Below are 11,804 nucleotides of genomic sequence, written 5' to 3' on the forward strand. Positions count from 1 at the left end.
TAATGAAAATCCTCTGGACGAAATTCAGCAGCTTTTTGGGCATCGATAATTTGATAGTGTACTTCTTTCCAAAAAACAATATTTCCAAAAAGACGCGACCGCATTTCAAAGTCGATACACTTGTAAGTTCGCATAAGGTCTGGGCTTATAAAGAACTTGCCGGCATTTCGGATCACGGAAATATTTGCATTGGGAAGGGTGTCTAATTGAAAATACGACATATATGATAACTGCCGCAGATACAGCTAGTAGTTGTCAATGGCGGCTTCTTGATAAGGTGTACACCGAATGACCGCTCCAGGCTTCCTAGGTAAGTCTGAACGCCGTGTATTTTTCCTGCGGCCAATTCCGTTAATAAGACATGTGACGAGTTCACAATCAAGTACAGAGCCCATCTGATCGGCTTCTTTTTTGATGGCGGATATATGCTGACGGTATTCTTCCTCTAGTTCATGATCGCTCTTGACTCTATATTGTGTGTTATCGAAGGAATAAAAAAGATCAGGGACAATATAGTAGCAATTTTCCCATTGAAGAACACCGTTTTTTTTCAAAGAATTCAGGGATCGAGTAAGGATGGCCGTTAATTGCCTTTGAAGAATAAGACAGTATGCCTGTTCTCCGCGGCGTCTCTATTCACGAAACTTCCACAAATTATAGCTGAAATCTCCGTTCCTCTGGACCATATCCATAGCAGAGGAATTTTCTGAGATAAATTCTTTGTAGTATTCCTCAAAAAGTCCCAGAGAATTGCAGAGTTCATACATTTTCCCGTGAAAATCTGACTTTTGCAGCAGCAAAGGACGGAGAAAATCCGCGTATTTTCCGCGTGTTCCATAATTCTTTTTTACTAAAAGGGGTGGATCATAAACTGCTGTAACCACAAGTTTTCTTTTGGAAGATTCGTTGGGGTCTATGTCTTTTAAAAGAGAGTAACTCACATGGCATTTTAGATTCTTGATAGCAATTTTCCGGTTTTTACTCCCACTAGGAACGTCTCTGCCGGTAACCCTTCGAAATAGGGCACTAAAAGTGGGGAAAATATCGCCTTTTGATATATTCTATGTATTATAGATGTACTTTTCCAAAGAATCAGCTCCTTTCTTATTTGTGGTGCTTTTTGCTTCTTAATATAATAATTAAATAATATATGTAGAAAGTACCAGTTAAAATTTTTATATTTAAAATAATATAAATTTCTGGTAGTTTTAAATCGGACTATATAATAGATTTATTACAAAACTAAACGCGGAAATTAAAAAATTATAACAGATTATATATGAAAAAATTAAACTTGTCAATAGTTTATTAAAATTATTTTCGAAAAATAAAGTTAATACCCTATTGAAATTAAGAAAATTGTGTGATAACATATATGAAAATGCAAATATAATGTATTTTAATTAAATAAATTTAAAAAAATTAAAAGGAGTAAATAAAAAGCATGAAATAGAAAATTGAAATCTTAACTGTCGAAGATCTTACAAAAGAACTACGAATTGGGAAATGTACGGCATATGGTCTTGTGCGCTCCGGAAAAATCCGCAGCGTTCGAGTAAATCGACAGTACAGAATTCCCAGAACAGCATTAGACGAGTTTTTAAATGCTGGAACCACAGGTACACCGTTTGATTCTCCTGGTGAAAAGTCTGTGTGGCAGAAGGGAGAACAATGATGCCACACATGAAGAGAAATGCCAATGGACTTGGATCGATTCGAAAGAAGAAAATAACCAGAAACGGAAAAATCTATGAGTATTGGGAGGGCCGTTATACCGTCGGTTACTGTCCTGAAACAGGAAGACAGATTCAAAAATCTGTCACAGGAAAGACGCAGAAGGAAGTCGTAGAAAAAATGCGGCAGATGACAGTTGAGAGAAGTGATGGAATTGTTCCGTTGTCCTGCCGAATGACAGTCGGTGAATGGATGGAGGTCTGGGAAAAAGACTTTCTGGGTGATGTGAAGGAGTCCACAGCTTATTTATACAAACGAAGCGTGGAACTGTACATCGTGAAATACCTTGGAGCAATCAAATTGGACGGATTGACTGCTCTTATGATCCAGAGATTTTACAACCGCCTGATAGAGCCGGAAAGTGAATCCGTTCGTGCTCTGTCTGCAAAATCTGTCCGCAACATTCACGGAATTCTCCATAAGGCTTTGCAGCAGGCGGTTCAGATCGGATATCTTCCAAAAAATCCCGCCGATGGCTGCAAACCTCCCAGAGCAGAGAAAAAAGAGATTCAACCCTTGAATGAAAATCAAATCCAGCTGTTTTTGGCAGAGATTCAAGGACATCCCCATGAATATCTCTATAAAATAGCGCTGTTTACAGGAATCCGAGAGGGAGAGATTCTGGGGCTCACTTGGGACTGCGTGGATTTTGAACGGGGAACGCTGCGGATCAGACAGCAATTACGCAGACAACAGAAGAAAGGCGGAACCTACTATCTGTCTTCTCCCAAAAATGGAAAGTGCCGGATAATTACACTGCCGCCGTCAGTCCTGCACCTGTTCCAACTGCAAAAAGGCAAGCAAAATGAAATGCGGTTCCGGGCAAGAGAGCTTTGGACGGAAAATAATCTGGTATTCACGAATCAGATCGGCGGATATCTCTCTTATCGGACCGTCTATGACTGCTTCAAACGCATTATGGGGAAAATCGGCGCACCGGATGCCAGGTTCCATGATCTGCGTCATACGTATGCGGTTCTAGCACTTCAAGGCGGAGACGACATCAAAACAGTCCAGGCAACTCTAGGACATGCGACAGCTGCGTTTACACTGGATGTTTATGGACATGTTACGGGGCAAATGCAAAGAGACAGCGCCGCCCGCATGGAGAGTATGATCCGACGGATCGCCGCAAAATGAAGGCCCAAATTAAGGGAAACAATAAGGGAAAACACTTCGAAGCAAAAAAGAAAAGCCCCCGAAACCTTGCGGTTTCAAGGGCTTTGTTCTGGTGGACGATACAGGACTCGAACCTGTGACCCCCTGCACGTCAAGCAGGTGCTCTAGCCAGCTGAGCTAATCGTCCGAAGCGGAACATATATAAAATACACGAAACAAACCCGTTTGTCAACTGTTTTCTTTTGATTTTCCGGGATTTTTTACGGCGCCCCGGCGGGGGGAGAAATTTTCCGCCGCCGGGGCCGGACTTTCGCGCAAGTTTTCGCCCTCTGCCGCGTATACTGGCGGGGAGCCCATTTGCAAAGGAGGAACCCATATGCATACACAGCCTTCCGCCGGCGGCGACGTGGACGATCTGATCTTTCAGGACACGTGGTGCATCAGCCAGCGTTGAGGACCCGGGACGCCGCTTTTCGCGGCGTCCTTTTGCGTATCTCAGCAGATGGTGCCGCCGCCGGCCACCGCCTCTCCCACATACAGCACCACCGCCTGCCCGGCGGTGACGGCCCGCTGGGGCTCCGCAAAGGTCACGCGGAGCCGCCCGTCCGGCAGGACCTCCGCCGTGGCGGCGGCCTCTCTCTGGGTGTACCGGGTCTTGGCGGTCACCGCCAGGGGCCCCTCCGGCGCAGGCACGGAGAGCCAGTTGACCCGCTCCGCCGTCAGCTCCGCGGTGTACAGGGCACTGTCCGGTCCCAGGATGATCCGGTTGCCCGCCGCCTCCTTGCGCAGCACGTACACAGGCTCCCCGGCGCTGACGCCCAGGCCCTTCCGCTGGCCCGGGGTGTAGCAGGGCAGGCCCCTGTGGCGGCCCAGCACCCGGCCGGTCTCGTCCACGAAGTCCCCGGGCACCAGCTCCGCGCCGCTGGCGGCCAGGAAGGCGGCGTAGTCCCCGTCGGGGATGAAGCAGATGTCCTGGCTGTCGGCCTTCCGGGCGTTGGCGAGGCCCCGGGCTTCCACCATCTGCCGGATGGCAGGCTTGTCATGGTCCCCCAGGGGCAGCAGCAGGTGGGAGAGCTGACGCTGGGTCAGCTGGTAGAGGACGTAGCTCTGGTCCTTGCGCCGGTCAGCGCCCCGCAGCAGCCGCCAGCGGCCCTCCGCCCGGTCCACCCGGGCGTAGTGGCCGGTGGAGAGGAAGTCCGCCCCCTGCTCCAGGACCCAGTCCAGCAGGGCGCCGAACTTGATCTCCCGGTTGCAGTCCACGCAGGGGTTGGGGGTCCGGCCCGCCAGGTACTCCGACACGAAGCGGTCCATGACGGCGGTGCGGAACCGCTCCCGCAGGTCCAGCACCCGGTGTGGGATGCCCAAAGCCTCCGCCGCCCGGCGGGCGGAGGCGATCTCCGCCTCCGCGGTCTCCGCCGCCCCGGGGCAGCTCTGGAGCCGCAGCGTCACGCCCCACACGTCGTATCCCGCCTCCGCCAGCAGCAGCGCGGCGGCGGCACTGTCCACGCCGCCGCTCATGGCCACGGCCACGGTCCCCTTCTTCGCCATGGAACCACCTCCTCTGGTCAATCGCCTTATTGTACCCTATTTCCGGGCAAAAGAAAACCCCCGGTCCGCCGGGCAGCGGAACCGGAGGGATCAGCCCTGATTGCGCAGCAGAAAGGCCTTGGCCGGCAGGGCGTCCGCCAGGGCCAGCAGCGTCCGGTTGAAGCCGCCGGAGTAGTCCAGCGCCACGTCGGACAGGCCCGGGGTACCGGTCTGCCGGTCCGGGATGGACAACGTGAACCGGGAGCCCTTCCCCATGGACGATTCGGCCATGATGGTGCCGCCGTGGCCCTCGGCGATGCGGCGGCACAGGGGCAGGCCCAGGCCCAGGCCCTGGGGGGCGGGCGCCAGAGGCTCCCCGTGGAGATAGCGGTCGAACAGGGCCTCCAGATGCTCCGGGGCAATGCCCCGGCCGGTGTCCTCCACCGACAGCAGCACCCGCTTTGCGTGGAACTTCAGCTCCACGGTGACGGTGCCGCCGGCGGGCGTGAACTTGAGAGCGTTGGATAGCAGCTGGTGGACCAGCAGCTCCAGGCCCGGCAGATGAAAGGCGCACACGTGCTGGTCCGCGGCGCAGATAAACCGGAGCTCCAGGCCCAGCAGTGCCGCGGGGCCCTCCGCCTGAACGCACAGCTCCCGGACGGTGTCCACGATGTCCCGGTCCTGGAGGGGCAGGGGCTGGCCGCCGCCCAGGTACTGGGATGCCGCGGACAGATCGTTCACCAGCCGCAGCAGCTGGTAGTAGCTCTGGTCCAGCAGGGCCGCCCGGGCGTCCAGCTCCGGGTCCTGCTCCCGCTGGGCGGGAGGCACCAGCTGAGACGCCGCCAGGCGCAGGTTGCTCAGGGCGCCCCGCAGCTGGGCGGCGATATTGGCAAACAAAAGCGCCTGCTGGCGCTCGTCCTGTTCCATGGCGGCTCCTTTCCCGCGCCGGAGGCGCGATGGGTGTAGCATGTGCCGGAGGACAGGCCCAAAATCGTGGAAAAGCCTGGCTCCGGCACCATCAGCATAGCAAAAAACCCTCTGGAAAACAAGAAGTTTGTCGAATTTTGGAAGATGAAGTCGAATCGTGTCGGCGGACCGCTTGGATAAACTCACAAGAAAATTTACGAAACAATACGTAAATTTTACGTAAATAACATGAGAAAGTTTTCTCAGACATGCTATAATGGGGCCACCGCCGGTTGGGGGCATCCCACGGCGAAGATCATGAATTTGGAGGAACGGTATGGCGATCAAAGTGGGCATCAACGGCTTTGGCCGGATCGGGCGGGTGGCGCTGCGGTGCATGGTGGAGCGGGGCTGCGGCAGCTATGACATCCGGGGCATCAACCTGCGCAGCGCGGACCTGGACTACATGGTCTATCAGGTGAAATACGACTCGGTGTTCCGCACCTTTACCGGCGCGGTGGAGCGGGATGACCGCCACCTGATCATCAACGGCCGGAAGATCCGGGTATACAGTGAGGAAAACGCCGCCGACATCCCCTGGGACGACTGCGGCGCGGAATACATCATCGAGTCCACCGGTGCCTACTGCACCACGGAGAAGGCCTCCGCCCATCTGGTCCACGGGGCAAAAAAGGTCATCATCTCCGCCCCCGCCAAGGACGACGTGACGCCCACCTTTGTCATGGGTGTGAACCATAAAAAGTACACCACGGACATGGACGTGGTGTCCAACGCCTCCTGCACCACCAACTGTCTGGCTCCCATGACCAAGGTCATCCACGACACCTTCGGCATCTCCCAGGCACTGATGAGCACCATCCACGCCGCCACTGCCAAGCAGAAGGCGGTGGACGCCCGGGCGGGCCGGGACTGGCGCACGGGCCGCAGCGTCCTGGGCAACATCATCCCCTCCACCACCGGCGCGGCGAAGGCCGTGGGCGTGGTGATCCCGGAGCTGAAGGGAAAGATGACCGGCATGAGCTTCCGGGTGCCCACCAACGACGTCTCCGTGGTGGATCTGACGGCCCGGCTGATCCAGCCCGCCAGCTACCACGACGTGTGCGTGGCCATGGAAAACGCCGCCAAGAACAGCATGAAGGGCATCATCACCTGCACCTGCGACCAGGTGGTCTCCTCGGACCTGACGGGCTTTTCCGAGACCTGCATCTTTGACGAGACGGCGGGCATCATGCTGGACGACAACTTCGTCAAGCTCATCGCCTGGTATGACAACGAGTGGGGCTATACCAACAAGATCCTGGATCTGATGGCCCACATGCACGCCGTGGACAGCGGAGATTGAAACCGCGCGCAAAAAAGCACGTCCTGTAAGGACGTGCTTTTTTCTCAGGTGGCCGCCGGTTCCGCCGGCTTTTTCCGGCGGCGTCCGCCCCGGTGGGAGCGGGACTTGGCCGGAGCGGGCTGCTCCGACTGGTCGGCCGGGACCTTTTCCGCAGGCGCGGCGGGGGCTTCGGCGGCGGGCGCCTCGCTCTGGGCCGTCTTGGCGGCCTTGGACCGGCCGCGGCGGCGGACGGCGGGCTTTTTCTCCTCCGCCGGCGCCGGCGGGGCGAACAGCTCCTCCAGATGGGCGTAGGCCAGGTCCCCCTGGACCTGCCCGAACTCCAGCCGCAGGGCCTGGGCCAGCTCCTCCCGGCTGGCGGTGCGCATCAGGAAGGACGCGCGCAGACAGCTCTGGATGGAGGGACGCAGGGCCACCTCCCGGAAGGTGTCGGCGTAGCGGACCCACAGGGCGCTGATGGCGGCCTCATAGCCCTTGTCCTGGCTGATGACATAGGCAAAGTCCGCCTCACCCCGGCCCACCAGGACCCCCAGTTCCGTGATGATCTGGAAGTCGATGGAATTCTTGCCGCCCTTGACGCTCTCCAGATACTGGACCTTGGCCCGGGTGTTGGCGCAGAGCTTCTGAATGCCGGCCAGGGACTGTCCCCTGCCGTAAAAGACCAGGACGGAGTCCTCTTCCGTCAGCAGCTCGATGCCCTGAAGGCCGGTGCCGATGTTGTTGTCGCCGTCCACCAAAAAAATCATTTTCATGGAAATTGTACTTTCTTTCGTTGTTTTTAGCCGTTGCTTCCGCAAAGACCGGTTTTAGTATAACAGATGTTTCCCAAACGCACAAGGGGAGGCGGAGCGGAAAAAAGGGGGACCGCTCTGCGGTCCCCCGGAGACGCTCTGAAAGAGAAGGGCTCCTTCCGGAACGGGAAGGAAGATAGTTACGAAAGAAACCCAGGAGGGGTGTCTTTCGTTTTCAATAATCCGTTTTTCAGCCCTTTTTAAAGGTCTGAAAAACTTGCTCAGCCTGTCGAAACGCCCTTTCGACAGGCTGAGGGGGACCGCTTTGCGGTCCCCCGGAGATGGTGATTTATTCTTCCTCGTCGGTGACGATCAGGCCGTAGCCGCCGTTCTTGCGCTGATAGACGATGGAGAGGCTGTCGTCGTCGCTGTTGCGGAACACGAAAAAGCTGTGGTCCAGCAGGTTCATCTGCAAAATAGCCTCCTCGGCGCTCATGGGCTTGACGGCGAAGCGCTTGGTGCGGACGATCTGGAACTCCTTCTCCTCCGTGACCTCGAAGTCGTCGGTGGGAGCGGGCGGCGGGAAGCCCTCGCTGCGCAGACGCTTGGCCAGGCGGGTCTTGTTCTTCAGGATCTGGCGCTCGATGTATCCGACAGCGGCGTCGATGGCGCCGCGCATATCTCCGTCAGGAGCTTCCGTCTGGGCCCGCAGCAGCGTGCCGCCGCCGCGAATGGTGATCTCCACCGTGCACAAGTGGTCTTTCTCCACCGAGAATGTGACAAATGCGGTGGTATCCTCCCGGAAATAACGGTCCAGCTTGGAGATCTTCTTCTCGGCAAAGGCTTTGATGGAATCGTTCATGGGAACTTTCTTGCAGGCGAAGGTACACTTCATCGAAATCGCTCCTTTCGTGTGAAAGAGAGTGCGGGGTACCTCTCTTTGACTTAGTATACCACAGCCGGACCCTTTTGAAAAGGGTCCGGCGCCGGATTTGCAAAATGTTCAAAAGTGGCTTCGACGCCCTTCGGCAAAAGGAGGGAAAAAGCGGCAAAAGCTCCTGTTTACAAGGATGCTCCGGCGGGTGTATGATAATTGAGGAAGCTTTCCAATATCCCACCCGCTTGGGCCGCCGTGGCGCGAAACGCGCCGGGCGGCTCCTTTTTATGATAAAAGCGGAGACGCACCGGCGTCTCCGCTGAAGGGCTTTATTTGCGTCTGCGGCCGCCCCGCTTGCCGTCAATGCTGCGGTTGAGGTCCGCCATCTTCCCCTCGGAGGAGGAGAGGAACTGCTTGAGCTTGTCCTCGAAGGACTGGTCCCCGGAGGGAGGCAGAGGCTGCTGGCCCCGGGGCGTGAACCGGGGTGCCTGAGCGGGCCGGGGCGCGCTGCCTGCACCCGGACGGGGGCCGCCGGGCCGGGGACCTCTGGGGGCGGGCCGCTCCTGCTGGGGCAGGGTCCGCTTGATGGAGAGGTTGATCTTCCCGTTCTCCGTGGAGAGGACCAGCACCTTCACGGTCTGCCCCTCCTGCAAATAGTCGTGTACGTCGTTGACAAAGGTGTTGGCGATCTCGGAGATATGTACCAACCCGGACCTCCCCCCCTCCAGCGCCACAAAGGCGCCGAATTTGGTGATGGAGGTCACTTTGCCTTCCAGAATGCTCCCAACCTGAAGCTCCATACGGTGTAATGTTTCTCCTTCCGGGTAATTTTTTCACCGCCCTGCGGGGGCGGAACACAGACAATGGAAAAGACCGGGGCTTGGCGCAAGCGGGAGAGGCGGGACGCACCTCCCTCGCCGCCCGGCACCGGTCAGTTGCTCACATCGTAAATGACGATCTCGTTGGGTGCCACATAGCCCAACTCATCCCGGGCGATCTCCAGCATCTTTTCCCGGGTGTTTCCCTCGGCGATGTCCTGGGACAGGGCGTCGTTTTCCTGCTGCTGAAGCTGGACCTGCTGTGCCAGCTGGTCCTTTTCCGCCTCGGCCTCCTGCACCTGAGCGTGGAGACTGCGCAGCTGGAGCCCCATGGCCGCCAGCAGCACCACCAGCAGCACCTTGGTGAACAGGCTTGCGCGGGTGCGCGTCTTTTCCTTGCGTGCCGCCATGGTACCGCCCTCCTTTGTAAAAATGCCGCTTTCCTGGGATTTTTCTTATTGTATAACATTTGGCCGCAAAATAAAAGAGATTTTTTCCGCGGATCCGGATTTTTTTGCAAAAACTTTTCAGCCAGCGCAGCGGAAGCGCCCCCAGGGCGATCAGCTGGGCCAGGGTATCCACCCAAAAATCCCACACCGGCCGCAGCGCCGCCGAAAAGGCGCAGAAGAACACCACCGCGCCGCCGGCGATGCCCAGCAGCAGGTACAGCCGCAGTTCCCCTGTCCGGCGCAGCAGAAACAAAAAGACCGCGCTGCCCGCCGTCAGGCAGTACAGCAGGTCCAGCGCCGCCGTGAGCCGGGGCAGCCGCAGCCGGAAGGGACGCAGCAGATCATACAGCAATCCCGCCGCCAGGCCCAGTAAAATGGACCAGAGAAAGGTCAGCAGCTGCTGGGAGACGGTGCTTTCCATGGCCGCTCACCCGAACAGCCGCTGGAAAAAGCCGCCCCGCTCAGCGCCAACCTCCTCGTAGGAGATGGAGTCGATGCGGCCGTCCACGTGGAGCTCTCCGCCGTCCAGGGAGAGCTTCCCGATGTGCAGGTTCTCCCCGGTGACCACCAGCATGCCGGCGCCGGTGGACATGACGATGCCGGTTTCGTCAAAGCGCTCCACGTCCTCCACGCCGGAGACCGTCAGCCGTTCCCGGCCCGTCAGCTCCAGCCGGTGGGCGGACAGGGGCATGGTGTTGTAGTCGTCTTTCATAGTGCCGATCCCTCCCTGTCCCCACTATATGGGCGGGAGGACCGGATTATGCCCGGCCCACTTCCCGGTACAGCGCGGCGGCGTCGGCCTGGCGCACGGTCTCCTGGACCGACAGCACCTCCACCGTCACGGTGCGCACGCCGAAGCGCAGGGAGATCTGGTCTCCCACCTTCACCTCGTAGGAGGCCCGGGCGGGCTTTCCGTTGACAGTGACAAGCCCGTTGTCGCAGGCCTCATTGGCCACGGTCCGCCGCTTGATGAGGCGGGAGACCTTGAGATATTTGTCCAGACGCATAGAAATGAGTTCCTTTCTGCGGGAAAAAGGCTGCCGGCACGCGCGTGCCGGCAGCTCTGTGCTCGCTGAAGTTTTCCCTCGGCGGGAAATGGACCGCCTTACTGGCCGACGGCGTCCTTCAGGGCCTTGCCGGCCTTGAACACGGGCACCACGGAAGCGGGGATCTCGATGGTCTCCTTGGTCTTGGGGTTGCGGCCCACGCGGGCGGCGCGCTTCTTGACCTCGAAGGAGCCGAAGCCCACCAGCTGGACCTTGTCGCCCTCCTTCAGGGCGGCGGTGATGGCGTCCAGAGCGGCGGTAATGACAGCCTCGGCCTCTTTCTTGGAAACCTCGGCAGAAACGGCCACGGCGTTGATCAGTTCGGATTTGTTCATGGATGTTGTCCTCCTATGAAATAATAAGATAGTTTGCTCTATTTCTTAACGCGCATGAGTTCCGCGATTAAGACGGGTCCTGTTCCTTGGCGGCCTTCCACAGCTCCACCAGTTCCGGCTCGGAGTATTCTCCCAGGGGCTTGTCCGCCAGCTGCTCCACCTTGCGGAAGCGGCTGTCGAACTTGTCACAGGCGCGGTGGAGGGCGTCCTCCGGGTCCACGCCGGACATCTGGGCGATCTTGGCTGCGATGAAGAGGGCGTCGCCCACCTCCTCCCGGACGCCGTGGGGGCTGTCCGCGCCGGCGCCGGATTCCAGAGTCTCCCGCAGCTCCCGAACCTCCTCCTCCAGCTTGTCCAGGGCGCTGAGGGCGCCGGACCAGTCGAAGCCGGCCTTGGCGGTCTTGCTCTGGATCTTCTCCGCCCGCCACAGGGCGGGCAGGGTGTGGGGCACGGCCTCCACCGCGTCGGCGGTGGACCGCTGGCCCTTCTCCTTGCGCTTGAGGGCCTCCCAGTTCACCAGCACCTGCTCGGAGGTGTCGGCCTGCATGGTGCCGCCAAAGACATGGGGGTGGCGGTAGACCAGCTTCTGGGCCACGCCGTCCACCACGTCCTCCATGGTGAAGCGGCCGGCCTCAGATTCGATCTGGGCGTGGAACACCACCTGCATCAGCACGTCCCCCAGTTCCTCGCACATGGCGTGGGGATCGTCCCGGTCGATGGCGTCCAGCACCTCGTAGGTCTCCTCCAGAAAATTGCGGCGGATGGAGGCGTGGGTCTGCTCCCGGTCCCAGGGGCAGCCCCCCGGGGCGCGCAGCAGCCGCATGATCTCCAGAAAGTCCTCGTAGCCGTAACGCGGCTTATATTGAAAATCTACCATAACGCGCCTGCCTTTGCAAGAAAAT

At 58.0% G+C, this 11,804-nt stretch carries 13 protein-coding genes, 1 tRNA gene and 1 pseudogene; 3 read left to right on the forward strand and 12 right to left on the reverse strand.

Annotated features, from left to right (window positions below):
- Positions 1–1,462: 1,462 nt before the first annotated feature.
- Positions 1,463–1,675, forward strand: coding sequence for a helix-turn-helix domain-containing protein (locus ACVDHE_RS06060; protein ID WP_458886158.1), 213 nt, complete (start codon positions 1,463–1,465; stop codon positions 1,673–1,675).
- Positions 1,676–1,683: 8 nt separating this feature from the next.
- Complete coding sequence (locus ACVDHE_RS06065; protein ID WP_458885950.1) at positions 1,684–2,874, forward strand: tyrosine-type recombinase/integrase; 1,191 nt, start codon at positions 1,684–1,686, stop codon at positions 2,872–2,874.
- Between the two features lie 89 nt (positions 2,875–2,963).
- On the opposite strand, the gene ACVDHE_RS06070 is transcribed toward ACVDHE_RS06065, so the two are convergent.
- The 3 genes from ACVDHE_RS06070 to ACVDHE_RS06080 all read right to left on the reverse strand — a co-directional run bounded on the left by ACVDHE_RS06070 (position 2,964) and on the right by ACVDHE_RS06080 (position 5,307).
- Positions 2,964–3,040, reverse strand: a tRNA-Val gene (locus tag ACVDHE_RS06070).
- A 308-nt stretch (positions 3,041–3,348) separates the two neighbouring features.
- On the reverse strand, positions 3,349–4,401 hold the full coding sequence (gene mnmA / locus ACVDHE_RS06075) for a tRNA 2-thiouridine(34) synthase MnmA (RefSeq protein WP_458885951.1): 1,053 nt from the start codon (positions 4,399–4,401) through the stop codon (positions 3,349–3,351).
- A gap of 90 nt (positions 4,402–4,491) precedes the next feature.
- Positions 4,492–5,307, reverse strand: coding sequence for a sensor histidine kinase (locus ACVDHE_RS06080; protein ID WP_458885952.1), 816 nt, complete (start codon positions 5,305–5,307; stop codon positions 4,492–4,494).
- Between the two features lie 316 nt (positions 5,308–5,623).
- On the opposite strand from ACVDHE_RS06080, the gene gap reads away from it, so the two are divergent.
- Positions 5,624–6,649 (forward strand): type I glyceraldehyde-3-phosphate dehydrogenase, encoded by a 1,026-nt coding sequence (gene gap, locus ACVDHE_RS06085; protein ID WP_418725100.1) that lies wholly within the window; start codon positions 5,624–5,626, stop codon positions 6,647–6,649.
- Positions 6,650–6,693: 44 nt separating this feature from the next.
- Here the strand turns inward: gap and ACVDHE_RS06090 are convergent, their stop codons facing one another.
- The 9 genes and pseudogenes from ACVDHE_RS06090 to mazG form a co-directional block, all read right to left on the reverse strand.
- Complete coding sequence (locus tag ACVDHE_RS06090) at positions 6,694–7,398, reverse strand: PIN domain-containing protein (RefSeq protein ID WP_325226621.1); 705 nt, start codon at positions 7,396–7,398, stop codon at positions 6,694–6,696.
- Positions 7,399–7,726: 328 nt separating this feature from the next.
- On the reverse strand, positions 7,727–8,272 hold the full coding sequence (hpf, locus tag ACVDHE_RS06095) for a ribosome hibernation-promoting factor, HPF/YfiA family (protein WP_213037286.1): 546 nt from the start codon (positions 8,270–8,272) through the stop codon (positions 7,727–7,729).
- 311 nt (positions 8,273–8,583) lie between these two features.
- Positions 8,584–9,054: a S1 RNA-binding domain-containing protein gene (locus tag ACVDHE_RS06100; RefSeq protein WP_213037287.1), complete on the reverse strand. Its 471-nt coding sequence runs from the start codon at positions 9,052–9,054 to the stop codon at positions 8,584–8,586.
- A gap of 131 nt (positions 9,055–9,185) precedes the next feature.
- Entirely contained in the window at positions 9,186–9,482 is a 297-nt protein-coding gene (locus ACVDHE_RS06105; protein WP_249539221.1) for an FtsB family cell division protein, read from the reverse strand.
- Positions 9,483–9,744: 262 nt separating this feature from the next.
- Positions 9,745–9,942: pseudogene (gene yabQ, locus ACVDHE_RS06110) on the reverse strand (spore cortex biosynthesis protein YabQ); the annotation flags it as partial.
- 6 nt (positions 9,943–9,948) lie between these two features.
- Complete coding sequence (locus ACVDHE_RS06115) at positions 9,949–10,233, reverse strand: YabP/YqfC family sporulation protein (RefSeq protein WP_418724695.1); 285 nt, start codon at positions 10,231–10,233, stop codon at positions 9,949–9,951.
- 46 nt (positions 10,234–10,279) lie between these two features.
- Positions 10,280–10,528: an RNA-binding S4 domain-containing protein gene (locus tag ACVDHE_RS06120; protein ID WP_213037290.1), complete on the reverse strand. Its 249-nt coding sequence runs from the start codon at positions 10,526–10,528 to the stop codon at positions 10,280–10,282.
- A 98-nt stretch (positions 10,529–10,626) separates the two neighbouring features.
- Positions 10,627–10,902 (reverse strand): HU family DNA-binding protein, encoded by a 276-nt coding sequence (locus ACVDHE_RS06125; protein ID WP_213037291.1) that lies wholly within the window; start codon positions 10,900–10,902, stop codon positions 10,627–10,629.
- A 67-nt stretch (positions 10,903–10,969) separates the two neighbouring features.
- Positions 10,970–11,779, reverse strand: a complete 810-nt coding sequence (mazG, locus tag ACVDHE_RS06130) for a nucleoside triphosphate pyrophosphohydrolase (protein WP_458885953.1) — start codon at positions 11,777–11,779, stop codon at positions 10,970–10,972.
- Positions 11,780–11,804: the final 25 nt, after the last annotated feature.

Source organism: Dysosmobacter sp. Phy (assembly GCF_054476235.1).

Bases quoted from the DNA above. Each gene is read 5' to 3' on its own strand.
- ACVDHE_RS06120 (WP_213037290.1), bottom strand. From the start codon at position 10,528: ATGCGTCTGGACAAATATCTCAAGGTCTCCCGCCTCATCAAGCGGCGG.
- ACVDHE_RS06105 (WP_249539221.1), bottom strand. From the start codon at position 9,482: ATGGCGGCACGCAAGGAAAAGACGCGCACCCGCGCAAGCCTGTTCACC.
- gap (WP_418725100.1), top strand. From the start codon at position 5,624: ATGGCGATCAAAGTGGGCATCAACGGCTTTGGCCGGATCGGGCGGGTG.
- ACVDHE_RS06080 (WP_458885952.1), bottom strand. From the start codon at position 5,307: ATGGAACAGGACGAGCGCCAGCAGGCGCTTTTGTTTGCCAATATCGCC.
- ACVDHE_RS06100 (WP_213037287.1), bottom strand. From the start codon at position 9,054: ATGGAGCTTCAGGTTGGGAGCATTCTGGAAGGCAAAGTGACCTCCATC.
- ACVDHE_RS06115 (WP_418724695.1), bottom strand. From the start codon at position 10,233: ATGAAAGACGACTACAACACCATGCCCCTGTCCGCCCACCGGCTGGAG.
- hpf (WP_213037286.1), bottom strand. From the start codon at position 8,272: ATGAAGTGTACCTTCGCCTGCAAGAAAGTTCCCATGAACGATTCCATC.
- mazG (WP_458885953.1), bottom strand. From the start codon at position 11,779: ATGGTAGATTTTCAATATAAGCCGCGTTACGGCTACGAGGACTTTCTG.
- ACVDHE_RS06065 (WP_458885950.1), top strand. From the start codon at position 1,684: ATGAAGAGAAATGCCAATGGACTTGGATCGATTCGAAAGAAGAAAATA.
- ACVDHE_RS06125 (WP_213037291.1), bottom strand. From the start codon at position 10,902: ATGAACAAATCCGAACTGATCAACGCCGTGGCCGTTTCTGCCGAGGTT.
- mnmA (WP_458885951.1), bottom strand. From the start codon at position 4,401: ATGGCGAAGAAGGGGACCGTGGCCGTGGCCATGAGCGGCGGCGTGGAC.
- ACVDHE_RS06090 (WP_325226621.1), bottom strand. From the start codon at position 7,398: ATGAAAATGATTTTTTTGGTGGACGGCGACAACAACATCGGCACCGGC.